Below are 24221 nucleotides of genomic sequence, written 5' to 3'. Positions count from 1 at the left end.
TGGGCAAGGAAATCTTGCCGAGCCTACAAATCAGAATCTGGTTCGGCCGCCTTTTTTGTCGATCATCTGAAACGTCTTGCCGTCGGTCTTCACGTTGACGCAATCGGTCTTCTTGCTCGGGAACAGGACGCACACTTGGCCATTGGTTATCTTGTAGCCATTCTTATTGCCGTCGCGATATTCGTAGCCGTTCTTGCCTTCTTTCAATTCGGATGTACCGGGCAGGTGCTGGCGAATTTCCGACTCGCTTGCGGTTCGCATGCTTGCCGTTTCGGCAAACGCCATTCCCGGCACCATGATTGCAAGAAATCCGGCGAGGACGGGCAAGGTACGCATCAGGGGGATATCTCCGGTCATGTCTGTCGGTACATCCATTCTACGAGAACCCCAAGAGGAAATTCAACAGTGAGGATGGTTGCGCCGGAAAAGGCCCGACCATCGCTCCGGCTGCGATTTTACGTTCTTCCGAACTCATCGACGATGCGGATGATGTCGTCCTCGCCGAGATAGGAGCCCGTCTGAACCTCGATGAGCTCGAGAAGAATCTTGCCGGGGTTGGCGAGGCGGTGGACTTCTCCAAGCGGAATATAGACGCTTTCGTTCTCGCGCAGCATCCGCACGGTCTCGCCGACCGTCACCTCAGCCGTTCCCTTGACGACGACCCAGTGTTCGGAGCGATGGTGGTGTTTTTGAAGCGACAGCTTCTTGCCCGGCGTGACGAAGATGCGCTTCACCTGGAAACGATCGCCGTTGAAGATGGAGGTATAGCCGCCCCAAGGGCGATAGGATGTCGGATGGGTTTCGGCGAATTTCGCCGTGGCGGACGTAGAGGCCAGCATCTTGACCAATTGGCCGACATTCTGGCTGTCTTTGAGCGGTCCGACATAGACGGCGTCTTCGCTGGCGATGACGGCGACATCATCCATGCCCTGGACGGCAAGATGAACGCCATGGGTCATGACGAGCGAGTTGCGGGTATTGACGACGGTGGTGTTGGCGGCGGCGACGTTGCCGTTTTCGTCGCGTGCGCCTGATTTCCAGACGGCATCCCAGCTACCCATGTCCGACCATTTGAACGGCGAGGGGACGATTGCGGCCTTGGACGTTTTTTCCATGATCGCATAGTCGATGGAGATATCGGGGCTCTTGGCGAAATGGTCGGCGTCGAGGCGGGTGAAATCGAGGTCGCGGCTTGCTTTCGAAACGGCCTTGCTGGCCGCCTTCAGCACATCGGGCGCATATTCCTGGAGTTCGGCGATGAGTTCCGGCACCGGGAACATGAAGATGCCTGAGTTCCAGTAGAAGCCGCCGTCGGCGAGCATCTGCTCGGCCTTCTCAAGTGCCGGCTTTTCGACAAACCGCTTGACCTTGTGTGCACCGTTTTCGAGGGCATCGCCGATCTCGATATAGCCGTAACCCGTCGCCGGCTCCGTCGGGGTGATGCCGAAGGTTACGAGCTTGCCGTCGGCAGCGGCATCGCGGGCGATGCGGATGCAATCGAAATAGCTCTTGTCGGCAAGGATCTCGTGATCCGAGGCGAGCATCTGGATGATGGTGTGCTTGCCGAACAGGTCGGCGGCAAGCGTTGCCGCGGCGGCCACCGCTGCGGCTGTGTTGCGGGCGACCGGTTCGAGCAGGATCGCTGCGAGCGGGATGGCGCGCTCGCGAGCCTGTTCGGCGACTAGGAAGCGGAATTCCTCATTGGTGACGACGATCGGGGCTTCATAGAGTTCGGGATCGGAAACGCGTTCGAGAGTTTCCTGAAACAACGTCTTGTCGCCGACAAACTGGATGAATTGTTTCGGTGCGGTGGCACGGGAAAGCGGCCAGAGCCGCGTGCCTTTGCCGCCGGCCATGATCACTGGAATGATTTTCTGCGTCATAGGCGGGTTCCTTGAAATAAACGGCTTGTTCGTCGCATGTTGCCGGGCGCCTGCCCAGTCTCCTATTCGATTGAGCCCTGCATTCAGCAGGTCCCGGGCTGCAGCTTCGCTGCCGGCCTCCGTGTAGCAGCGCATTTCCGGCGCATTGCCGGACGGGCGGAAATGAATGATCCCGCCATCCCTTAGCGTCACGCGAAGTCCGTCGATGTCGGATTTTGTCGCTACCTCGCCGATCGGCTGCAGGAAAGCCGAGAGATTTTCTTCCGAAGCGCGCAGATGCGCCATCAGCGCGGCACTCGTCTCCAACGGAAAATTCTCCAGCCGATCGGCCGCGGCAAAGGGCAGGTGATAGGACGCGGCAACGGCAGAAAGCGGCTGCCTGCGAATGGCAGCGAGCGAGAGGATCGCGAGCATCGGGATAAAACAATCGCGCGTCGGCAGGGCTCGCACGGCTCTGTCGTTGATGTCGAATGGGGTTGCAGTCAGCAGCCCGCCATTGGCTTCAAAGCCCATGACATGATCTTCGCCGGCCGCTACGGCCTCTTCCATGCCAGCGATGACGAAGGGCGAGCCGACGCGGGTGCGCCTGACGGCGAAAGAGCCCGCGGCCTCGATGCCCGAATTGGAGGTAACCGGTGTCACCACCGTGCCGGCGCCGAGGAAATTGGCTGCCACAAGACCGAGTAGGTCACCGCGCAGCGGTGTGCCGGTTTCGTCTGCGACCAGCGGGCGGTCGCCGTCGCCATCAGTCGAGACGATCGCATCGAACCTGTGCTCGGACACCCAGCGCTTCATCAGCGTGATCGTCTCGTCAGAAACGGCTTCGGTGTCGACGGGAATGAAGCTCTCCGAACGCCCGAGAGCGGTGATCTCGGCGCCGTAATGGGCGAGAACGTCAACCAGCAGGTCGCGGGCGACGGTGCTGTGCTGGTAGACGCCAATCTTCAGGCCGGACAGCGCGCCTTGCGGAAGCAGGGCGGCATTGCGTTCGAAAAAGAGCTGCCGACAGATCGCTTCATGCTCCTCCGTCCCGGCCGGCGCCTGAACCACCGCTTCGCCGGTCCGCTCGATCTCTGTCGCCAATGCGGTAATTGCCGCCTCGTCCGATTTGTCGATCTCGCCATCCGGGCGATAAAACTTGATGCCGTTGCGGTCGGCCGGAATATGCGAGCCCGTAATCATCAGGCATGCGGCGTTGCTCTCGAGACCATAGAGGGCGAGTGCGGGTGTCGGTACATTGCCGCAGTCGAATATCCGGAAGCCGAGCGCAGCGAGTGCATCGGCGCAATTTCCCGAGATTTCAGGGCTAGAATCGCGAAAATCGCGGCCGATCAGAATGGCATCGCCAGCTTTGGCCCTACCAGTTCCGATCAGATATTTGCCGAACGCTGTGGCATAAAGGGCGGAGGCATGTCCCTTTAGATCCACTGAAAGTCCGCGAAGGCCGCTCGTGCCGAATTTCATAGGAAGACATGACTCCGATTTCACAATCAAGGTTCTACTCAGGCCGCCTGCCGGCGTAAATACCGAAGCCATCATATAGTTAAACACGGAGGACGGTGCCTCGGACAGCCTCTCGCAATCCTCGCTCACCGAATTCTCAAGGTGTAAACCTATCGCCGAGCCGGCAGGCATTGCAGCGTAGATCGATTTTGTTAGAACCGTGTGTCCGTTGTTTCGTCCTATGCGAAGGATTTTCCTAGATGAGCGATACATCCGTCAGTCTCGAGGAGAGCTGGAAGGCTGCGCTGGAGGGGGAGTTTTCAAGCCCCTACATGCAACAGCTCAAATCCTTCCTCATCGCGCAGAAGCAGGTCGGCAAGCGGATATTCCCCAAGGGCAGCGAATATTTCCGCGCTCTTGATCTGACGCCAATCTCCAACGTCAAGGCCGTCATCCTCGGCCAGGATCCCTATCATGGACTCGGGCAAGCCCATGGGCTGTGCTTCAGTGTCCGGCCGGGCGTGCGCATACCGCCCTCCCTCGTCAATATCTACAAGGAAATGGAGACGGATCTCGGCATAGCACCGGCACGTCACGGTTTTCTCGAACATTGGGCAAGACAGGGCGTGCTTCTGCTGAACAGCGTGCTGACCGTCGAGGAAGGGCAGGCGGCTGCCCATCAGGGCAAGGGGTGGGAACGCTTCACCGACGCCGTCATCCGCAAGGTCAACGATGAATGCGAATCCGTCGTCTTCATGCTCTGGGGCTCCTATGCTCAGCGCAAGGCCGCCTTCGTCGATACGACGCGCCATCTTGTGCTCAGGGCGCCGCATCCCTCGCCGCTTTCGGCCCATAACGGCTTTTTCGGCTGCGGGCATTTTTCGAAGGCGAATGCCTTCCTGCAATCGCGCGGGCGCGCGCCGATCGACTGGCAATTGCCGGCCAATCCCCATGATGCTTAAAGCGCGTCGCAATCGTTCAGATTCGCTCCTCGCGCTTTAGCTCTTTGTTTTTGCGCATGTCGTTATCGCATAAACCGCTGCACAGTTTTGCGTGACATGCTTTAGATGTGAACGCGAGTCGGTGTTCGTTCACTAAAAGAAGACAATGCGTTTTGGTCTGCGGGTCTGTTCTGTGGGCGCTTCAGCGCGCATCTTAGCCTCATCGAAAGCCCGCAACGGCGGGCATGAAAGGGGTTTCACATGCTCGATCAGATCAAGGGTCTGCACCACGTCACGTCGATGGCGGAGGACGCCCGCACCAACAACCAGTTTTTCACCAATGCGCTCGGCCTGCGCCGCGTCAAGAAGACGGTGAACTTCGACGCGCCTGATGTCTATCACCTCTATTATGGTGACGAGACCGGTGCGCCCGGCACGGTCATGACCTATTTCCCGTTCCCGAAGATGGCGCAGGGCCGTCCCGGTGCCGGCGAAGTCGGCACGACGGTGTTTTCTGTTCCGCAGGGCTCGATCGGCTTCTGGAGCGATCGGTTTGCCATGCTTGGTGTCGGCGGCCTGAAGGCCGAGGAAAGTTTCGGCGAAAAGCGGCTGAACTTCTCCGGGCCCGATGGCGACGGCTTTGCGCTCGTCGAGGTCAAGGATGACGCCCGTCAGGCCTGGACACATGGCGGCATCAGCGAGGACCATGCCATTCGCGGCTTCCACTCCGTCGCCATGCGGCTGAGGGACGAGGGCGCCACGGCCGAACTGCTGAAGTTCATGGGCTATGAAGTTGCCGAGGAAAGGGACGGCGTCAAGCGGCTGATCATGCCCTCCGGCAATGGGGCGCATCGCATCGATCTCGAGACGATGCCGAACATTGCCCGCGCGCTTCCCGGCGCCGGCTCGGTCCACCATGTCGCCTTTGCCGTCGAAAACCGCGAGAAGCAGCTCGAAGTGCGCAAGGCGCTGATGGACACCGGCTATCAGGTCACGCCGGTGATCGACCGCGATTATTTCTGGGCGATCTATTTCCGCACGCCGGGCGGCGTGCTGTTCGAGGTCGCGACCAATGAGCCCGGCTTCGACCGTGACGAGGATACGGCCCATCTCGGCGAAGCACTGAAATTGCCGCAGCAACACGCCCATCTTCGCGCGCTGCTCGAACAGCACCTGCAGCCGCTCGAAGCATAGGGAGAGGCGATATGACCGAAACTGGATATGTGCACCGGCTGCATGCCGGCGCACCTGATAAACCCATCCTGCTGCTACTGCACGGCACCGGTGGCGACGAGAACCAGTTTTTCGACTTCGGTCGGCGCCTGCTGCCCGAAGCGACGATTCTCTCGCCGCGCGGCGACGTTTCTGAACATGGCGCGGCGCGGTTCTTCCGCCGCACCGGGGAGGGGGTCTACGACATGGCCGACCTTTCCCGGGCGACGGAGAAGATGGCGGCCTACGTCAAGGCATTCGCGGACGAGTACCAGGCTTCCGATATTCTCGGCCTGGGTTTTTCGAATGGCGCAAACATTCTTGCCAATGTGCTGATCGAGAAGGGTATCTTCGATGCCGCGGTTCTGATGCACCCGCTCATTCCGTTTCAACCCGAAGCCCAGTCGACGCTGGCGGGAAGAAAGGTGCTGATGACGGCCGGGCAGCGAGACCCGATCGCGCCTGTTTCCATGACCGAGGCGCTGTCCGAACATCTGAAAAACCGAGGGGCGGAGGTCAGAACGGTCTGGCATCCCGGCGGTCACGAGATTGCGCCGCTCGAGATCGATGCGGTTCGCGATTTCCTCGGCGGTTATTGACGCGTGCACCGCCGCTCGGCGGGAAAACGATTGCGGGACCGGGAATGCCGGTCCCGCATCTTTGCTGGAACAAGGATCCTATCGTCGTGATCGATAGGATATTAGGGGCGAGGAGGATATTTGCCCCTGATTGCCTTCATGTAGAAATTTCCCGGTGATTCCGCCATCGTCAACCCGACGACGACGCCCTTGGGAACGCCTTCATATTCTCGCCTCTGACCATTGGTCAGATAGACCCGTAGATGCCGGCTGTCTTCGTCGTAGGTGATCGCCTCGATAAGTTTCGAATCAACCGCAGTTTCCACTTTGCACCCCGCAGTTTTGGATCTGAGATTCCTGATCAAGAAATGTCATTCACACTCGCAACGCGCCATCATTATGCTGCGCCGCGGGGGCGTCAAGCATGATCTTCTTTAACGTTTATTTTTTCCTGATGGCTCTCGTTATAGTTGATTTTTACAGCTTTTTCGGACGCCTTGCCTGTGGATATCCGATACCTGCGCCTCCTCCATTTGGGGAATATTGGCCGATAAAGTCGCGAGAAACGCAATAATCGCCGGTTTAACGCCGGATTAACCATCATATAGCAAATTATAGCGTAATATTAACCGCAGCACCCTCCCAAGTATGAATGATTACAAATGGCCGTTTCTCGCGACAGTCGGCTTACTTTCGTTGGCGAGTTGCGTGAGCGGCCCTGACCACCTGGTCGTTCGGACCACCCTGCCGATTTTCAATGGCGGACGGCTGCGCGCGAATGTGGAGATTACGAGATCCGATTCGAAGATGCAGTATCTCGCGTGGCAGCAAAGCGTTCTGACAGCCATCGAAGAGGTCGAGAAGGCATTGTCGTCCGTTCACCGCGACACACAAACCGTTCAGGCGCAGCGCGCTCAGGTGAAGACCACGCAGGAGACTCTTGCGCTTTCAATCGGGAGCTACAAGGATGGACAATCATCCTTGCTTGATGTGCTGGATGCGCAGCGTTCGGTGGCGACCGGCCAGGCGAACGTGGCGCAAGCGGCGCAGCAAATGGCGAAGAACTATGTCGCCACCAATGTGGTGGTTCCGGTTACAACTTCGGTGGGGCCGCGATCAGGCCAACTTCTTATGGAATACTGAGCCTCATGCCGTTGCAGCGATGGATAAGAGATGGATTATTTCAGACAACCCACCATTCGGTCGGGTCTCATAAATGGGTTACATGTTTAACTATCTAGGGCCGTGGCGACAACAGATACCGATACTGGCTGGCAACCGCAAAGGACGCGCTCGGTTGACGTTTGCCGAAGGCGAATTCGCTGCGGTCTACGCGATGAGCGATGTTCACGGATGTTATAATGAGCTCGTCAAGGCGCAACGCCGCATCGAGGAGGATGCCGCGCGCATTCCGGGACCGAAACTCATCGTCATGCTCGGCGATTATGTCGATCGCGGGCCTGATTCGAGCGCGGTGCTGGAGTTCCTGAGCAAGACCCCGCCGCCGGGATTTCAACGTTTCGTCCTGTGCGGCAATCACGACGCGGAGCTGGTGAAGCTCTATCGCAAACCGGCGCGCATTCTCGAATGGCTCGGCTTTGCCGGACCGGAGACGCTGCACTCATACGGTATCGATATCGAGCATCTGCTGCAGTCGGCGGCTGGAAACGAAACAATTGCCCGCGTCATTCGCAACATGATACCCGAACGACATATCCAATTCCTGGAATCGCTGCCGATCATGCTGCGGATAGGAAGGGTTCTCTTTGTTCATGCGGGCATCAAGCCGGGCATCGACCTCAAAAAGCAGAAAGACAGCGACCTCATGTGGATCCGTCAGCCCTTCCTGGATGAAGGACCGCAGCTTCCTGTCCTCGTGATCCACGGGCATACCCCGGCGCGAACCCCGACATTCGGGCCGCAACGGATCGGTATCGACACTGCGGTTTCGGCGACGGGCCGGCTGACCGTGCTGACGATAAAGGGAACACGGGTCGGGATCCTCTAGCGACCTGCTTCCCAAAAATCGGAATCGAATTTCGGGGCAGGATGCGAGGATTGAAAGAGTTAGAGCGTCCTTTGCGCGTCTGAAAGACGACGGTGCTGTCAAACCAAACGCCGCGGATTGTGTTCCGCGGCGTCAGGAAGATCAGATGTTCAGCAGGCTATTTCAGGTGTTGGTCACATCGTGATAGAGATTGGTGCCGATGCCAGTATAGGTAAAGCCGTACTTGCGGACCTCGTCGCTGCGGTAGATATTGCGCAGATCGACCAGGATCGGAGCGCGCATCGACTGCTTCAGGCGGTTGAAATCGAGCGCGCGGAACTGGTTCCACTCGGTGACGATGACAAGCGCATCCGCACCAGCAGCTGCTTCGTAGGGTCCGCTTGCATATTCGATGTTCTCGATCACCTTGCGGGCGTTTTCCATGCCCTCGGGATCGTAGCCGACCACTTGCGCGCCGTTGTCCTGCAGGGTCTGGATGACTGCGATTGCCGGGCTGTCGCGCATGTCATCGGTGTTCGGCTTGAAAGTCAGCCCGAGGATTGCGATCTTCTTGCCGCGAATGTCTCCGCCGACGGCCGAAATGACTTTGCGTCCCATCGCCCGCTTGCGGTTGTCATTGATCGAGATCGTCGTCTCGATGAGACGCATCGGCGCATCGTAATCCTGCGCCGTCTTGGCAAGAGCTAGCGTATCTTTGGGGAAGCACGAGCCGCCGTAACCCGGCCCGGCATGCAGGAACTTGGAGCCGATACGGCCATCGAGACCGATCCCGCGCGAAACGTCCTGAACGTTTGCGTCGACCCGTTCGCAGAGATCGGCGATCTCGTTGATGAAGGTGATCTTCATCGCGAGAAAAGCATTGGCCGCATATTTGATCAGTTCCGAGGTGCGGCGGGTGGTGAAGACCAGGGGTGCCTGGTTGAGGTAAAGCGGGCGATAGACCTCGGTCATGGTTTCGCGTGCCCGGTCGTCGTTCAGCCCGACGACGATACGGTCAGGACGCTTGAAATCCTCGATGGCGGCGCCTTCGCGCAGGAATTCGGGATTGGAGACGACGGCGACATCCGCCGTGGGATTGGTTTCGCGCATGATGCGCTCGACTTCGTCTCCCGTGCCGACCGGCACCGTCGACTTGGTGACGATAACAGTGAAGCCTTCCACATAGGTGGCAATCTCGCGCGCAGCGGCGTAGACATAGGAGAGATCCGCATGGCCGTCGCCGCGCCTGGAGGGCGTGCCGACTGCGATGAACACGACGTCAGCACTGCGGACACTTTCGCCGACATCCGTCGAAAATGACAGCCGGCCGGTGCTGGTGTTTTCAGCGACCAATTGCTCCAGACCCGGCTCGTAGATCGGAATGCGGCCTTCGCGAAGCGCTTCGATCTTACTCAGATCCTTGTCGACGCAGATGACGTCGTGGCCGAAATCCGCAAAGCAAACGCCTGAAACGAGGCCGACATAGCCTGATCCAATCATCGTGATGCGCATATTTCCCTCAAATCATTAGAGTAGAACGTCATGCTGCGTCGCAGCATGAGTTCGTCATAGTTAATCTGGACGAAAAGACAATACCGAAGATCGCCTGAAACCCACATCGGAAATCGAACTCCGGGCACCGCAGCTTGCCGCACGCTGCCCCGTCGATAGCCAAAACATAGGTTTGTGTGGGCGATATGACAAGTCGAGCGGCTCGTCAGAGCAGGCTCGACTTCAATCCGGAAACAGGATCAATCTGTCTATGTCGCTGCCTCGGCTGTTATAGCCGGTACCAGACATAGGGGTCTGTTCCCGATTGGATCTTGTCCCAGCGCAGATCGGTATCGCGCCAGTTCTTGATGCTGCTTTTCCTGTTGTCGAGGACGAGATCGCCCCTGTCGGTTCTGACGACGAGGACCGCATGTCCTTCACCGGAGGGCGTATATGCCGTCGCGATCCGCAACGCGCGCGACGACCAGCCCATCGCTATCAGCCGGCTGCGTTTGGTCAATGCGAAATCTTCGCAGTCGCCGCTGCGCACATTCACCTTCCAGACGTCGCCGTTCAGTTCGCTGCTGGAGTCGTTGCGTCCGATCATCGTCCGATTGACCGTGCTGTTCACATTTTTCAGCTGCAGCATCTGCTCGTCAGTGAGCGCAACGACCGAGAGCCCATTGTTGTCACGGCATTCCGCCGGATTCTGGGCGCAGAACAATACCTGGGCGAAGGGTGGGATGATCTTGCCTTTTTCGGAGATATAGCTGACCGCCGAACTACCGTTCAGGCCGCGGGCGAAACCTGCGGGACCGGCGGCAAATGCCGAGCAGGCATTGCCTGCTGTAAAGGCCAGCGCCAGAAGTGTAACGAATGTTTTCTTCATCTGTTAAATCCCCGTTCAGGGCAACCGATTGAGATCAGGCTTGCCTTTTTTCTCGGTCAATGGCATGGCGATCTGATGATCTGCCAAGTATTGGGCGCAGAATATCTGTCCCGTTTCTGCTGCTTAGAAGGAGCATAGCCGGGCCTTGTCTCGATTGGCTTAAACCTATCGCGACAATTTTAAACGATGTGGAATTCTGTTACACTTTAGCACGCAGGTGCTTGATGTTCAACTTATGTTTGTACGAGTAAATTAAACTCTTCGGTTGTAATGGCTTTGGTCGCTGCCTACTCTGGTAAATTAATTCACATGTTCTCCCACCTCATTAATAGGCGGGTCTTGCGAGAGGTTTTGCTTTTCGCCTTCATCGGCCTCGTTATATTGACGCTCATACCGTTCGGGAGTGTTACACCCCTGGCTTTCGCCTTCGCGGCGATCGGAATGTTTGCTCTCGCCATTATCTCGGGACTGTTGTTCGGAGAGCCGAGACAGAGCAGATGGGTGTTCGGCATCGCTCTGTTTCTATTGATCGTTTTGACAGGATGGACGTTTATTCAGACGATCGAACTGCCTTCGCGGTGGCTGGCAAATCCCGCTTGGGATGCCGCGCGTCACCTAGCGGGTGTCAATTACGCAGCGATCTCCGTCGAACCGGCCGACACGTTCGCGTCGATCCTCTGGGTCGCTCTGCCTTTCGTCACGTTCCTGACCGGGCTCCTCTTATGCAATACCGATCAGCGCGCGAGGAAAGTGCTTGCCGGCCTCGGGCTTTCGGCGGGCATCATCGCTACTTTCGGCCTGCTGCAGTTTTTGCTGTTTCCCAACATCCTGATCGTCGTCGAGAAACACGCCTACCTCGACAGCCTGACCGCGGTCTTCGTCAACCGTAATACCGCAGCGACATTCCTCGGGCTTGGAACGCTGCTCATGCTAACCCTGGTCAGGGACGTTGCCCGTGCCTGTTCGAACTATCCGCCCGGCGAGCCGGGCCGAAACGCGCTTCTCTTGAGATCGTGGATCTATATCCTGCTCTTATGCGCATGCTTCACCGCGCTGATGCTGAGCCGCTCTCGCGCCGGGATATTTGCGACCTTTGTTGCCGCTCTCATCTATTTTCCATGGCTTGTCATCAATTGGAACGGCTCGAGGCGTCATTTGAGACCGGCGCCAAGATGGCGTTCGATGCTGAAGCTCCTCTCGGCGATTGCTTTCATCGTAGTGTTACTGACGATGTTTGCAGGCCAGGCGATTTTGCGCGCGCAAGAGCGGCGGCTCGAGGATGATGATCGTTTCTGCATCCTGCCGGGCATATGGCGTGCCATATCGGATCATTGGTGGACGGGGACGGGGCTCGGAACTTTTCGGACGGTGTTTTCTGCCTACCGCGATCCGGCCTGCGGAATTTTCGGGATCTTCGACCGTGCGCACAATTTCTATCTCGAAGGATTTCTGGGCCTCGGAATAATGTTCCCGATTGCGGCGGTCCTTACCTTCTCGGTGCTTGCCAGGGTGTTCTGGCGCGGGTTCGCCCAAAGACGGCGTCTGAGGCCCTATGTCCTTCTTGGCCTGGCGGCGACGGTTTTGGTCGCCCTTCATGCGGCGGTCGATTTTTCGCTGCAGATACCGGGATTTGCGGTGTTTTACGCCGCCTTCCTCAGTGCGGTTGTCTCGATAAGTCTCGGGCGCAGCAACGGAGAGTTGGGCATGGCATAAGAGCAGCCATTAACCACTTAAAGTTTAAATGGATGGATTTTAATAAGATTTTCGGAAAAGATCGATTGTGCAGGTGCGAACAGTTGACTCTGAAACCCAAGAAATTTTATAGCGGGTGCAGCCTTCGGATTGTTGCGACGCCAGAAAAGTCGGACCGAAGTCGTTTTTCGCTTCCTAAAGGGCTCGCCGTTGCCAGCCTGCCACAGTTAGGGGAATGTTAATCGGCTTTCAGTGTTATTGATCGGGGATCGTCTTGTATTTTGTCAGATTGCGGAGCAGTAGCTTCAGGGGCGTCAACACAGGGTATTCTATGGGTTGTTCTCGTATCGGTAGTACACGCGTCGCCATTGTTGTAGCGCTAACGACTATATTGGCAAGCTGCACATCGTTGCCAAGATCTGGTCCTGATCACAAAGATGTTGATCGGGATGCAGCAGTGAAAGTGACAACGAAGGAGCGTCGCGTCGGTATCGATTACGCCCTGATTGATCTCAGCAAGAACGTTCTGCCGTATTTTTCCGCTCCCCAGCCGACCTCCTTCAAGGGGTTTGGCGGTGGTCGAGGCGGGGCGCCTGAAATTCCGCTCGGTTACGGGGATGTCGTTGAGGTCGCCATCTTCGAAGCTCAGTCCGGCGGTCTTTTCATTCCGTCCGATGCCGGTAGCCGACCGGGTAATTACATCTCTTTGCCGAGCCAGACGATCGATAGAAACGGGACGATCACAATTCCCTATGCGGGTCGGGTTCCGGCTGCCGGTCGCCTCAAGGAGACCGTGGAACAGGACGTCGAGGATCGCCTGGCGAGCCGGGCGATCGAGCCGCAGGTGGTTATTACGACGACGACAAGTCGCTCCAGTCAGGTTGCCGTGCTCGGGGATGTCAACAATCCCCAGCGCGTCGAGATCAGCCCGGCCGGTGAGCGTGTTCTCGATGTCATTTCCGCTGCGGGCGGTTTGACGACCAACAATATCGAAACGAATGTGACGCTGCAGCGCCGCGGCAAGACGGCTACCGTCGCCTACAATACGCTCTTAAAGAACCCGGCCGAAAATATCTACGTCGCACCGGATGATACGATCTCGATCGATCATGAGCGCCGTACCTATCTTATGCTCGGCGCCGCAGGCACAAGTGGCCGCTTCGATTTCGAAGAATCCGACCTGACCCTTGGAGAGGCAATCGCCAAGGCGGGCGGCCTGCGCGATGATCGCGCTGATCCGGCTCAGGTCCTGCTCTATCGCCTTGTCCCCAAGAAAACGGTTGCAGCGATGCACGTGGACGCGACGAGATTTACGGGTGAAACGGTTCCGGTGATCATCCGCGCGAATCTTCGCGATCCGGCAACCCTGTTTGCTGTTCAGCAATTCAAGATGGAAGACAAGGATATTATCTATATTTCCAATTCGGACTCTGTTGAATTGGTCAAGTTCCTTGACATCGTAAACTCGGTATCGTCCACTGTTTCCGGTGTGGCCGACGATGCGAATGATACCCGTAACGCGGTAAACGATCTTGGAAATTGATTGAAATAGGCGGGCCGTCATCGATCTCGAATGATCAATGACGGCGGCCTATATAGCGGATTTGATGAAGGACTATGGTTATGGCAAGGTCTGGTGTTTATCGTAAGCTTGCGTATAGCGGAATTGTCGTCGCGATGTTTACCGGCATGAATTCAAGCGCTTTCGCGGCAGCTTGCGTGAGGCTTTCAAATCTGACTTCCATCGATATCAGTGGATTTACGGCCAACCCCGCCGTTCTGCTTGATATGTCCGATCCGCTGGTTTTGTCATCGAGCGTCCGCGCGCTGGTTGGGAGCAGCAATGAGGCGCTGTCGCCGGTGATCGAGCAGGCCAGGAAAGCCGATGTCGCGCAGATGGCTGCTATCGGTTCCGGTCTTGGGCGGGCTGCAAACAGCTGCCAGGTAACGGATCCGCTATTCAAGCTGGCCATTGAAAAAGCCGTCGCCGAGGCGGCGAGCGCGGATCCGAATCTTGCGCCGCTCCTTGCCGCCTTTGCGAAGGTTCTCGCCGAAGGCGGAACGGCGGCGCTCGGCCCGGGTGGAAGTGCTGCAGCCGCCGCATCCGGCATCGGCAATAATGGGTCGATTGGCCGGACGGGGCCGGGAGCGGACGACGGTACGCCTTTTGAGGGCAGCGAGACAACCGCCGGTACGCTGAAGGTTTCGAATGCTGGGGCAGGGCAATCGTCTGACTCGGCGGAATCGACTAGTGTTAGTATCCCGGTCATATAATAGCTGGAATTGCCCTTAGATCTTAGCGCTTGACGCATTTGTTGGAGATCGAAATTGCTATCGCCAGATAAACTTACGCCACGTATCGACCCCTCCCGCGATACGGGAAACGAAGCTGACTTCATCGATTTCGACAAGCTCATCGCAATCGCCCGCCGACAGTGGCGGATGGTTGCGGCGTGCGGTTTCGCCTTCGCCATTCTGGGCATTGTGTATGTCCTGACCTCGGTGCCCGTCTACACCGCCGACACAAGCGTGCTGATCGACCGCAGCGATAGCCAGGTGATCAACCAGCTGGCGGCTTTCGGCCAGATGGACGATGACGAAGGTACTGTCCTCAGTCAGGTCGAGCTTTTGAAGTCCGACACCATCGCCTATGCCGTCGTCGACAAGCTGAAACTCGTCGACAATGCGGAGTTCATGGGACCGAAAAGCTCGCTTTTTTCTGTCTCAACGCTGAAATCCTTCGTGAATTTTCGGTCGTGGTTTGCCGATGACGCAGCCGTCGCACCCGATCCGGAAATGAGGCGGCGGAGTGCTGCGGAGACTGTTGCAGGCAACATCGATGTCGAACGCGTTGGCAAATCCTATGTTCTCGATGTCAGCTTTACCTCGCAGTCACCGGATCTAGCGCGTGATATCGCAGCTGCCATCGCCGACGTCTATCTGGTTGACAAGCTCAATTCGAAATACGAGGCGACACGTCGGGCCGGCGAGTGGCTACAGGAGCGTATCGAAGAGCTCCGGCAGCAGGCGCTGGACACTGACCTCGCCGTGCAAAAATTCCGCAGCGAGCATGGACTTGTCGAGGCTGGATCCGGTACGCTGATTAGCGATCAGCAGCTTTCCGAGATCAATACCCAATTGATCAATGCGCAGGCCGAGACTGCGAAGGCCGAGGCAAAATATGCGCGCGTCAAGTCGATCATCGACGCTAAGCAGACCGATGCGATCGTCACCGATGTGCTCGACAGCTCCATTTCGAACGACCTGCGCAAGAAGTATCTGGAGGCTTCCAAGCTCGAAACTGAAATTGAGGCGCGGCTCGGTCCCGATCACGTCCAGGCGGTTCGGCTTCGTGCGGAAATGGAAGAATATAAGAGGCTCATGTTCGATGAGTTGAACCGTATCGCCGAGAGCTACCAAAGCGAGCTGCAGGTCGCGAAATCGCGGGAAAACTCTTTGCGCGACAGCGTTACACAGGCGACGGGCGTAGCCGCAATGGCTGGCGAAACCCAGGTGCAGCTTCGCGAACTCGAGCGCACGCGCGATACCTATAAGAATCTCTATCAGAGCTTCTTGACGCGTTATCAGGAAGCAATTCAACAGCAGAGCTTTCCGATCACCGCTGCGCGAATCATCACGACGGCGGAGACGCCGACGAAGCCGAGCGCTCCGAAGAGAGCTCTCGTCGTTGCTTTCGCGATGTTCATGGGATGTGCATTTGGAAGTGGTATAGCGGCCTTCCGCGAATTCCGGGATCGGTTCTTCCGCACCGGCGATGATGTCCGGGACGTGCTTGATGTCGAGTCTCTCGGTGTCATGCCGCTGATTGAAAATAACGTCGACGATCCGACGCTCGTTGATCCCAGCAATCCACGAAGCATCGCCAGGGGCGGGAAGACCACGACCTATGTCGAGGAGCATCCGCTCTCGGCATTTGCCGAGACGCTTCGAAGCGCCAAGATTGCCATCGACCTCAGTGCTGCCGATCAGCGCTGCAAGGTCATCGGCGTCGTGTCGAGCTTGCCCGGCGAAGGGAAGTCGACGACCTCCATCAATTTTGCCAAACTCCTGGCAATGCAGGGTGCGCGTTGCCTACTTATCGACGGCGACATGCGCAATCCTGGTGCCACCCGGGCGATCGGCCGCCATGCCGAGGCCGGGTTGCTCGAGGCGATCGTCGACAGCCGTCCGCTCAAGGATTTGATCCTTCTCGATCCCAAAACAAAACTCGCATTTTTGCCGACGGTGGCACGGTATCGTGTTCCGCATTCGTCGGAGTTGCTTGCGTCACGCGGCATGGATCAGCTTCTTCAAACGGCGCGTCAAAGCTTCGATTATATTATCGTCGACCTGCCGCCCTTGGCGCCGGTTGTGGATGCGCGCGCAATCAATTCGAAGCTCGATGCGGTCGTTTTCGTTATCGAGTGGGGAAAGACATCGCGCAAGGTCGTGCAGTCGACACTGCTGTCCGAACCGGAACTCTATGCGAAATGCGTCGGTACTATATTGACCAAGGTCGACCCGTCGCAGATGAAACTTTACCGGACATTCGGTTCGAGCGAGTATTATTATAAGCGTTATTCGCGATACTATACCGAAAGCTGATGTTCCGAGGTCAGTTCGTTTCGGTTACCAGGATCGCTTTCATTATCGTCACCCTCGTCTTTTTGGTGCTGGCCGGTCGAGAGCTATACGCTTCGATAAGAACGGCCAGCATCTCGATCGTCGCCGAAAGGATCGAGCGTGGAGAGACAGTCGCGGACGATGTCGTGGCCAAATACGCGTCGCGTAGTGTCGACGTTGTTGACGGTCATTATTGCCGATCCGACATTGTGGCTGCTGGCGTAACCCTCGTTCTGGCGCAACTCGATCGGCAGAATGTCAATGTCAACTACGACACCTGGGCCGCTGCGGCGTCGAGTGCGCGCCAGTATCTGCGGTATGCGCTTTCGTGCATGCCGACGAACAGTAATTTTTGGCTTCGCCTTGCGGCCGTGCAGTCGATAATTGCGGAGGAGCCGGCTGCGGTTGCAGTAATGATGAAGCGTTCGGTTGTGCTTGCGCCCTACGACCAGGTGATGATCCTGACGCGGTTTTACTTCTGGAACGATTTTACGGATGCAACACTTGCGGCGGCAAGGAACGCGCTCGACAGCGATCTTACGACGATGCTGAAACTGGGCGATCGTTGCAGGGTGAATGCCACGATAAAAGAGATCAGCCCACAGCTTCGTCCAATCTTCGATCAAGCCTGGACGAGCGTTGGAGATTCTGCGACGGCGCGGTTCCGGCAGCGTTGCAGCAAGTAAATCAACAAAGCAGGCTTTTGGACAGTTCCAAGCTCAACGGCACCGGACTGCATATAATTCGTGCTGTTCCGGGGTGGTCGTTCCGAACATTGCTGAAAGCTCGAAGCGGTGTAAATGGTTGCCGACTGCTCATTCTCGTGACGCGGCTCGACTTGTAAAACGCCCGCCATCTGCGCGGCGGGCGTTGCTTTTTAGTTGGTTATTGAATGATCAGACGTCTGCGTCCGCGCCAGTGATGTTGAGTGTCAGAACGCCGACATCGGTGTGGCCTTCGCCGTCGGAGATCTTGTAGAACTGGATAGTTTCCGTGACGTGATCGCCCGGAGCAACATCTACTGCCAGATCATAGGTGAATGTTCCATCCGCTTTGACATGGAACGTGCCATACGTGCCGGCGACGTCGGTCGTTGCGCTTGGATCGCCGTTTACGGCCGTGTTGGCGAACTGTCGGAGGAAGAGATGACCATTGTCGCCGGCAATGTCGTTGTCCAAGGCGTTGCCGCCGATGGCGTCGCCCTCGGTGAAGCTATAGTGATCGTCGACCGCGATCGGCTTGACCTGGGTTACGCCCTGGATGTTCAGGGTGAACAGGCCGACATCGGTATGACCGCTGCCGTCGGAGATTTTGTACGAAACCTTCTCCTGGAGCAATTCACCATTGGTGAAGTTGACCTTGGCAGCATCGCTTAGCACATAGGTGTAGCTGCCATCGGGCTTGACGAAGAAGGTGCCGTAGTCGCCCTGGATTTCGGTGATCTGGCTGTTGCCGCTCTTGGCGCCAACGCTCGCGCCGTCGAAGGCGCGCAGGAAAAGGTGTCCGTTATCGGATGAATCGTTGGAAAGCAGATTTCCTGAAATGGCGTCTGTTTCCAGGAATGTTGCACTATCGTCGGTTGCGTGAACAGCCATCAGTTCTCTCCTTGAATAGTTCTTTGATAGGTCAATTCTGACCTTTAGCGAGCTGCCCGATTAAGGATATCTTAATACAGAGAGTCAAGGGCGTAATTAACAGCAAGTGAACATTTTCTGGTGTATTGTACAATAATGACACACATGCAACTCGCATAAGACAATGAAGTGCCTGACGTTTGTTGCGTTAATAATAGGTGAAATTGTCGAATGACAGATACGAATTTAAATTTCTTCAGAAGGAAAGAATGTTTATTCAGCGGCAATTTATAAGAATACGTTGAGGATCTGATGTTCAGATGAGATGTTGATATAATCACTACGGGCTATGGCGTGATATCGCGGTTTTGTTTCGTTGACCGCTCTATCTCATGCTTTTCGACGAAGTAACTGATGTCGTTCTCTTGTAACATATGTTTATCAAGTAATGTTTCTCTCGAGGCGCATTTTTTACAAATTAAGATGCGTGTTCTAGGAGATAATCTTATTGCCAATGCCGATATCAGGTAACTTTTTCATAATTGTGCAGTGCAACTTTTTTTGCAATGCGAAATATTTGAGAAATGAAGATATTTTGCAGCGGACGTAAGAATTATCGCGAGATAGAACGCATTTTAGTGTTCCATTTTAGGAGGCAGAGAGAGGTCCGCAGGTAGAAGGTTTTCCAGTATCTTTGGGAGATCATGGTGTGACCGTCTACTATGTAAATTCGGCAACGGGATCCAATCAGAACAGTGGAGTGAGCGAGCAGGCGGCTTTCGCGACGCTTTCCGCTGTCGAGGCGCTCAAGCTCAACCCGGGCGATAGCGTGCTCCTGGCTGCCGGAAGCGTGTTCAACGAACAATTCGATTTGAAATACTCCGGCAGCGTTGCCGCTCCGATCACGATTGGCAGCTACGGTGTTGGCGATGCGCCGGTCATTCACAGCAGCAATGACGGCATCCACGGTTCCAAGGCTTCGAACATCGTCATTGAGAACATCAAGATCGCCGATACCGGCGCCAACGCGATATATGCAGGGAATGTGTCGAACTGGACGGTTCGCAACGTCGAGGTGACAAATACAGGCCTTGCTGGAAAGCCCGGCTCGATCAGCTTCCAAAGCAGCCAGAACATCACGATTGAGAACAGCAAGCTGACCGGGGTGCATGCCGATGGCATTTGGATGGACAAGGTCAACGGTGTCACCCTCGTCAACAATACCGTCACCAACAGCCAGGGTGCAGCGGCAGACGCTATCCAGCTCAATGATAGCAGCAATATTCTGGTCAAGGACAATCATCTGGAGCAGACGGAGACCAATAGCGCCAAGGGTGTCCTCGTGTTGGTCAGGGCTGTAAACGCCGTGGTCGATGGCAACACGCTCATCGGCGGTGGCTTTGGGTTGAGTGCCCAGGCGGGCACGAATATCGCCATCCACGACAACGACATCTCGGGATACGGCGGCTATAGCTGGTCCTACGGTATTGGCCTTGGCGATCAGGGAGATGCGAAGAACTATGACATCAGCGGAAATTATGTGCATGGTGGCGTTTATGGCGTCCTGGTTAGCGCAGCGGGCTATCCAAACTATGTTCGTGAGAACATCGATATCCATGACAATGTCTTTGACGGCCTGTCCTCGTCAGCGCTGAAGGTTGACAGGTCCGCATCGGGTTCTTTTCATGACAATATCATCGACAGCCTGGTATCGACGCTGACGATGCCGCCCGCAATTGCTGCTCAGAACACGTTCTCCATCGGCGAGAACAAAACGTTCGAACAAGCGCAGGCCGAGCTTGACAGCGCCGCTGGCAGCACGAGCAGCAATACGTCATCGAACAATGAGCAGACGCCTACCGTACCAGTCGTCGAGCAGCATGTGGAAGTACCAGCGCTGCCGCAAACAATTACCCCGGCTCCCGCAACAGAAACGCATACCGCGACGGTAGCCGCAGCCGTCGTTCCCAAGATCGTCGCCGTCCATGACAATCTGAAGATCTCGAGTGACACCGGCAGCGCCTATCACGGCAATCTCCTCGAAAACGACAGTGCCTCCAACGGGACTGTGCTGCTCCGCCGCTTCGGTGACGGTGCGGTGGACAAGCATGGGCTGACGCTGACCGGGAAATACGGCGTCATCCACGTCGACAGCGATGGCGACTATACCTATACGGTCGATGCAGCCAAACTCGCCGGCATTAGCGGTAACGTCAGCGAATCCTTCCAGTACAAGATCTCCGACGGTGCTTCACACATCGATACGGACTCATTGAGCGTCTCCATCAACGTGGATGCATTTCATGGCTCACATCTGCTGGTCTGAGTCAGACGGGACGGGTCGCGGGGCCGCCTTGCCAGCCGTTTTATCTCGACATTAAAGCTCGATGATGAGTGCTCGCCGGCGGTCGAGTCGGGGAATGATCGCTGACCTAATATTTCAGCCGTTCATCTTCAGAGTAAAATATGGACTGAATATATAGTTAATGCCCGAGTAAACATCGTGTTTAAGCACGCGACACGGCTATCCCTTTGGCCCGTTATTGGGCGGTTTGCGATTTTCACTTGCTTGGGCCGGTATATTTAGCGTAGCGTCAAGTTAGAACCCCTGAAATCGCGCGCGCTATAAATTGGAATTTCTTGGCCATTTTTCGGTGGGATTCATATAATAGGTGTGAGCTTGCAAGCGGAAGATCGGCACCGGTGCCGACAAGCCAGATGCGGCTGTGTTATTGATCGGGCTTGATGGACCCGTAGCTGCAGTGCGCTGGCATGTATGCCTGTGGGTTATGCGGTAAGAGAGGGATTACTTCGTGTTTCAGAGTTCAACAGCGGATGCGAGCGAGCCATCCAAAGCCTTGAGGAAATGCAAGGGGGGGCTTGTTTTCATTGGAATAGCAAGTGCGCTTATCAATATCCTCTATCTTACAAGTTCATTTTTTATGCTTGAGGTGTATGACCGGGTCATCCCCAGCAAAAGCATACCCTCGCTGGCTGCCCTGGCAATACTTGCGTTGATGCTTTACGCCTTTCAAGGAGCGTTCGAGGTTCTGCGAAGCAGGATGCTCGTGCGTGTTGCCGGTTCACTTGACGAGATGGTGAACGGACGTGTGTTCCGGGCGCTTATCAAGGCTCCGCTGAAGGTCAAAATCGGCGGCGACGGGCTTCAGCCGTTGCGCGACTTCGACCAGATCAGAACCTTCCTGTCCGGTATGGGCCCGACAGCGATGTTCGATCTGCCGTGGTTGCCGTTCTATATCGTGATCTGTTTCCTCTTTCATCCGGCGATCGGATATATCGCGATCGGTGGATCGCTGGTTCTCGCCATCCTGACGTTCATGACCAATCAGGGAACGCGGACGCTATCAAAAAAGCAGTCTGACTCCGCAAATATGCGGAATGCCTTCGCGCAGACCTCGATTCGCAACTCCGAGGTCATTCACGCCATGGGCATGGCAGGCACGATGGCCGAAATCTGGGACCGCAAGAACAGTGAATACCGGACGATCACTCGGCAGGCATCGGATGTCGGCAACGGATATGCGACCTTGTCGAAGATTTTCCGTATTGCTCTGCAATCGGGGACGCTTGCGACCGGCGCAATCCTGGTCATTCAAGGGCAGGCCTCTTCGGGAATTATCATCGCGGGCTCGATATTGACCTCGCGCGCCCTGGCGCCTGTCGAAGCAGCGATCGGAAATTGGCGTGGCTTCGTTTCTGCTCAGCAGAGCTGGGCGCGGCTTTCGAGCCTGCTGAAAACCATTCCTGAGATTCCAGCCCCGCTTGCGCTCGCGGCTCCTACCAAGCAAGTCACTGTTGAGGGCCTGGCGAGCGGACCACCGGCTGGCCAGCGCCTGGTCATCTCCGATGTCAGCTTCGGCTTAAGGGCAGGGAGCGCGCTTGGGGTCATTGGTTACAGTGCCTCGGGTAAGTCGTCGCTGGCGCGGGCGATGATGGGCATCTGGCCGACCGTCAGAGGATCCATTCGCCTTGATGGTGCGGCACTCGACCAGTGGGACGGTGACGCACTTGGCCGGCATATCGGTTATCTCCCGCAGGATGTGGAGCTTTTTTCGGGGACCGTCGCGCAGAATATCTGCCGTTTCGCGAAGGAGATGTCGCCCGAGGCAGTGGTTGCCGCAGCGAGGGCGGCGCGTGTTCACGATCTTATCCTTCGTCTGCCGAACGGTTACGAAACCGAAATCGGCGAAGGCGGTGCGGCGCTTTCGGCCGGCCAGAGACAGCGGATCGCGCTTGCAAGAGCGCTTTACGGCGAACCATTCCTCGTCGTGCTCGATGAACCGAACTCCAATCTTGATGAAGAAGGCGAGCGGGCGCTGAGTGCTGCGATCATGAGCGTGCGGGCGCGCGGCGGCATTGTCGTTGTCATCGCACATCGGTCCGGCGTTCTGGCGGTCTGTGACTTCGTGCTGATGATGCAAGATGGCCGGATGATCGCGTTCGGTCCGAAAGAGGAAGTTCTGGCAAGGGTCAGCCGGCCGGAAGCGGCGCGCACGCCGATTGCCGAGCGCGTGGCTCAGCTTAAAGTCGTGGTCGACGGCATCAATGCGGCCGAATAGGCCAGAGGGAAGATTGTGAATAAAGTTATCAGTGAATCGAAACGCTCCCTCAATCGGCATGTTGCCGTTGTCGGTGCGTTGTCGATAGCCCTCGTTTGCGGCATCGGCGGTTGGGCGGCGACGACAGAGCTTTCGAGCGCAGTCATCGGCGAGGGCGTGATCGTTGTTGACGGCGATGTCAAGAAGGTCCAGCACCTGACAGGTGGTATCGTGTCGGAACTGCTGGTCGCCGAAAACGACCATGTGACGGCAGGGCAGGTGCTGATACGGCTCGATGGGACGACGACAAGAGCGAACCTCTCGATTGTCGAAAGCACGCTCGCTCAGCTTTATGCGCGCCGCGCCCGTCTGAAGGCGGAACGGATCGGCGCCGATTCGTTCGAGGTCGAGGAAAACATCACTGATCTGACATCCAGCACCTCCGCGGCGAAGCTTCTCGATGGTGAGCAGAAATTGTTCGACAGTCGCAGGACGGCGCTTATCGGAATGAAGAGCCAGTTGGCATCGCGCAAGGACCAGCTGGCCGAGCAGGTAAAGGGGTTGGTCGTTCAGATCAACGCCACCAGCGATGCCTTGGGCTTGATCGAACAGGAGCTTGAGGGCATTGATACGCTCTACAAGAAGGGTCTCGTCACGCTTCAGCGTTTGAATACGCTCAAGCGCGCACGCGCCGATCTCCAGGGCAACAGCGGCCAGGAAATCGCATCAAAGGCCGAGGCCGAGGGTAAGGCAATCGAGATCGATCGCCAGTCGATCCAGCTGGATGAGGATCGTCGTTCGGAGATCGCAAAGGACCTGACCGACGTCGAGGCACAGATCGCCGAATATGAAGAGCGCCGCGGAACCGCACTCGATCAGCTGCACCGTCTCGACATTACCGCGCCGCTGACTGGGCGAGTTCACGAACTTTCGGTTCACACCGTCAATGGTGTCATCGATCCCGGTCAGACGTTGATGCTCGTCGTTCCCGAAAATAACGAACTTACGGTCGAGGCGAAAGTCGCCACCCGCGATATTGACCAGGTTCACGTCGGTCAGTCCGTCGATGTGCGCTTCAGTGCTTTCGATCAACGCACGACGCCTGATGTGAGCGGTGAGATTACCTCAATCGCCCCTGATATCGTCAAGGATGAGCGCACGGGCATCAGCTACTATCCCCTGCGCGTCAAGCCGAAAGCTGAAAGCATTGCCAGGATGAAGACGATAAAGCTCTATCCCGGCATGCCGGCCGAGGTCTTTATCAAGATCGGCGACCGGACCGTCATATCCTATCTGACGAAGCCGCTGACCGATCAGATGCAGCACGTATTTCGTCAGGAGTGATTGGC

At 56.7% G+C, this 24221-nt stretch carries 18 protein-coding genes and 2 pseudogenes; 13 read left to right on the top strand and 7 right to left on the bottom strand.

All coding sequences use genetic code 11. The features are described 5' to 3' along the window. Positions 1-30: 30 nt before the first annotated feature. The 3 genes and pseudogenes from ACD590_RS17050 to ACD590_RS17040 all read right to left on the bottom strand — a co-directional run. Complete coding sequence (locus ACD590_RS17050; protein WP_026188498.1) at positions 31-336, bottom strand: hypothetical protein; 306 nt, start codon at positions 334-336, stop codon at positions 31-33. Between the two features lie 119 nt (positions 337-455). Then, a complete protein-coding gene (locus ACD590_RS17045) occupies positions 456-1883 on the bottom strand; it encodes a mannose-1-phosphate guanylyltransferase/mannose-6-phosphate isomerase (RefSeq protein ID WP_018245172.1) in 1428 nt (475 codons plus the stop codon). Positions 1884-1925: 42 nt separating this feature from the next. Then, a pseudogene (locus tag ACD590_RS17040) lies at positions 1926-3347 on the bottom strand (phosphomannomutase); the annotation flags it as partial. A gap of 239 nt (positions 3348-3586) precedes the next feature. Here ACD590_RS17040 and ung point away from each other — a divergent pair. From ung to ACD590_RS17025, 3 genes are all read left to right on the top strand, one after another. Continuing rightward, the gene (gene ung, locus ACD590_RS17035) at positions 3587-4288 is read left to right on the top strand and encodes a uracil-DNA glycosylase (protein ID WP_018243227.1); all 702 of its coding nucleotides are present in this window, start codon (positions 3587-3589) and stop codon (positions 4286-4288) included. A 240-nt stretch (positions 4289-4528) separates the two neighbouring features. Then, a complete protein-coding gene (locus ACD590_RS17030; protein WP_247264424.1) occupies positions 4529-5461 on the top strand; it encodes a VOC family protein in 933 nt (310 codons plus the stop codon). Between the two features lie 11 nt (positions 5462-5472). Continuing rightward, positions 5473-6078, top strand: coding sequence for an alpha/beta hydrolase (locus ACD590_RS17025; RefSeq protein ID WP_018243225.1), 606 nt, complete (start codon positions 5473-5475; stop codon positions 6076-6078). Between the two features lie 101 nt (positions 6079-6179). Here ACD590_RS17025 and ACD590_RS17020 read toward each other — a convergent pair whose 3' ends face one another. Beyond that, positions 6180-6422, bottom strand: a complete 243-nt coding sequence (locus tag ACD590_RS17020) for a KTSC domain-containing protein (RefSeq protein ID WP_012758625.1) — start codon at positions 6420-6422, stop codon at positions 6180-6182. Positions 6423-6775: 353 nt separating this feature from the next. On the opposite strand from ACD590_RS17020, the pseudogene ACD590_RS17015 reads away from it, so the two are divergent. After that, positions 6776-7200: pseudogene (locus tag ACD590_RS17015) on the top strand (TolC family protein); the annotation flags it as partial. 73 nt (positions 7201-7273) lie between these two features. After that, the gene (locus ACD590_RS17010) at positions 7274-8065 is read left to right on the top strand and encodes a metallophosphoesterase family protein (protein ID WP_018243224.1); all 792 of its coding nucleotides are present in this window, start codon (positions 7274-7276) and stop codon (positions 8063-8065) included. A 162-nt stretch (positions 8066-8227) separates the two neighbouring features. On the opposite strand, the gene ACD590_RS17005 is transcribed toward ACD590_RS17010, so the two are convergent. Together ACD590_RS17005 and ACD590_RS17000 are read right to left on the bottom strand one after the other, a co-directional pair. Then, positions 8228-9556: a UDP-glucose dehydrogenase family protein gene (locus tag ACD590_RS17005; RefSeq protein WP_113544224.1), complete on the bottom strand. Its 1329-nt coding sequence runs from the start codon at positions 9554-9556 to the stop codon at positions 8228-8230. 268 nt (positions 9557-9824) lie between these two features. After that, the gene (locus ACD590_RS17000) at positions 9825-10424 is read right to left on the bottom strand and encodes a transglutaminase-like cysteine peptidase (RefSeq protein WP_018446822.1); all 600 of its coding nucleotides are present in this window, start codon (positions 10422-10424) and stop codon (positions 9825-9827) included. 309 nt (positions 10425-10733) lie between these two features. On the opposite strand from ACD590_RS17000, the gene ACD590_RS16995 reads away from it, so the two are divergent. The 5 genes from ACD590_RS16995 (at position 10734) to ACD590_RS16975 (ending at position 17425) form a co-directional block, all read left to right on the top strand. After that, the gene (locus ACD590_RS16995; RefSeq protein ID WP_439003072.1) at positions 10734-12137 is read left to right on the top strand and encodes an O-antigen ligase family protein; all 1404 of its coding nucleotides are present in this window, start codon (positions 10734-10736) and stop codon (positions 12135-12137) included. A gap of 310 nt (positions 12138-12447) precedes the next feature. Further along, a complete protein-coding gene (locus ACD590_RS16990) occupies positions 12448-13659 on the top strand; it encodes a polysaccharide biosynthesis/export family protein (protein ID WP_130653560.1) in 1212 nt (403 codons plus the stop codon). Between the two features lie 74 nt (positions 13660-13733). Then, positions 13734-14390, top strand: coding sequence for a sugar transporter (locus ACD590_RS16985; protein WP_247264426.1), 657 nt, complete (start codon positions 13734-13736; stop codon positions 14388-14390). A 54-nt stretch (positions 14391-14444) separates the two neighbouring features. Beyond that, a complete protein-coding gene (locus ACD590_RS16980; RefSeq protein WP_047618818.1) occupies positions 14445-16721 on the top strand; it encodes a polysaccharide biosynthesis tyrosine autokinase in 2277 nt (758 codons plus the stop codon). Beyond that, positions 16721-17425: a hypothetical protein gene (locus ACD590_RS16975; protein WP_247264427.1), complete on the top strand. Its 705-nt coding sequence runs from the start codon at positions 16721-16723 to the stop codon at positions 17423-17425. Before ACD590_RS16980 ends, ACD590_RS16975 begins: the two co-directional genes overlap by 1 nt. 210 nt (positions 17426-17635) lie before the next feature. Here the strand turns inward: ACD590_RS16975 and ACD590_RS16970 are convergent, their stop codons facing one another. Then, positions 17636-18334, bottom strand: coding sequence for an Ig-like domain-containing protein (locus ACD590_RS16970; RefSeq protein ID WP_047618813.1), 699 nt, complete (start codon positions 18332-18334; stop codon positions 17636-17638). A 688-nt stretch (positions 18335-19022) separates the two neighbouring features. Between ACD590_RS16970 and ACD590_RS16965 the strand changes: the two genes are divergently transcribed. The 3 genes from ACD590_RS16965 to ACD590_RS16955 all read left to right on the top strand — a co-directional run bounded on the left by ACD590_RS16965 (position 19023) and on the right by ACD590_RS16955 (position 24216). Next, on the top strand, positions 19023-20639 hold the full coding sequence (locus tag ACD590_RS16965) for a right-handed parallel beta-helix repeat-containing protein (protein WP_327209369.1): 1617 nt from the start codon (positions 19023-19025) through the stop codon (positions 20637-20639). A gap of 487 nt (positions 20640-21126) precedes the next feature. Continuing rightward, positions 21127-22893, top strand: a complete 1767-nt coding sequence (locus ACD590_RS16960; protein WP_018243214.1) for a type I secretion system permease/ATPase — start codon at positions 21127-21129, stop codon at positions 22891-22893. A gap of 15 nt (positions 22894-22908) precedes the next feature. Next, positions 22909-24216, top strand: coding sequence for an HlyD family type I secretion periplasmic adaptor subunit (locus ACD590_RS16955; RefSeq protein ID WP_018243213.1), 1308 nt, complete (start codon positions 22909-22911; stop codon positions 24214-24216). Positions 24217-24221: the final 5 nt, after the last annotated feature.

This window comes from Rhizobium sp. 862_C5_N1_2 (assembly GCF_051811205.1).
Taxonomy (GTDB): Bacteria; Pseudomonadota; Alphaproteobacteria; order Rhizobiales; family Rhizobiaceae; genus Rhizobium; species Rhizobium leguminosarum.
The sequence above is the reverse complement of the archived record's forward strand: the minus strand, read 5'-3'. Positions and strand labels throughout refer to the sequence as shown.

Excerpts from the sequence above, each read along its gene's own strand:
- ACD590_RS17045 (WP_018245172.1), bottom strand. The coding sequence starts at position 1,883 with ATGACGCAGAAAATCATTCCAGTGATCATGGCCGGCGGCAAAGGCACG.
- ung (WP_018243227.1), top strand. The coding sequence starts at position 3,587 with ATGAGCGATACATCCGTCAGTCTCGAGGAGAGCTGGAAGGCTGCGCTG.
- ACD590_RS17005 (WP_113544224.1), bottom strand. The coding sequence starts at position 9,556 with ATGCGCATCACGATGATTGGATCAGGCTATGTCGGCCTCGTTTCAGGC.
- ACD590_RS16985 (WP_247264426.1), top strand. The coding sequence starts at position 13,734 with ATGGTTATGGCAAGGTCTGGTGTTTATCGTAAGCTTGCGTATAGCGGA.
- ACD590_RS16995 (WP_439003072.1), top strand. The coding sequence starts at position 10,734 with ATGTTCTCCCACCTCATTAATAGGCGGGTCTTGCGAGAGGTTTTGCTT.
- ACD590_RS17050 (WP_026188498.1), bottom strand. The coding sequence starts at position 336 with ATGCGTACCTTGCCCGTCCTCGCCGGATTTCTTGCAATCATGGTGCCG.
- ACD590_RS17010 (WP_018243224.1), top strand. The coding sequence starts at position 7,274 with ATGGGTTACATGTTTAACTATCTAGGGCCGTGGCGACAACAGATACCG.
- ACD590_RS17025 (WP_018243225.1), top strand. The coding sequence starts at position 5,473 with ATGACCGAAACTGGATATGTGCACCGGCTGCATGCCGGCGCACCTGAT.
- ACD590_RS17030 (WP_247264424.1), top strand. The coding sequence starts at position 4,529 with ATGCTCGATCAGATCAAGGGTCTGCACCACGTCACGTCGATGGCGGAG.
- ACD590_RS16990 (WP_130653560.1), top strand. The coding sequence starts at position 12,448 with ATGGGTTGTTCTCGTATCGGTAGTACACGCGTCGCCATTGTTGTAGCG.
- ACD590_RS16975 (WP_247264427.1), top strand. The coding sequence starts at position 16,721 with ATGTTCCGAGGTCAGTTCGTTTCGGTTACCAGGATCGCTTTCATTATC.
- ACD590_RS17000 (WP_018446822.1), bottom strand. The coding sequence starts at position 10,424 with ATGAAGAAAACATTCGTTACACTTCTGGCGCTGGCCTTTACAGCAGGC.
- ACD590_RS16970 (WP_047618813.1), bottom strand. The coding sequence starts at position 18,334 with ATGGCTGTTCACGCAACCGACGATAGTGCAACATTCCTGGAAACAGAC.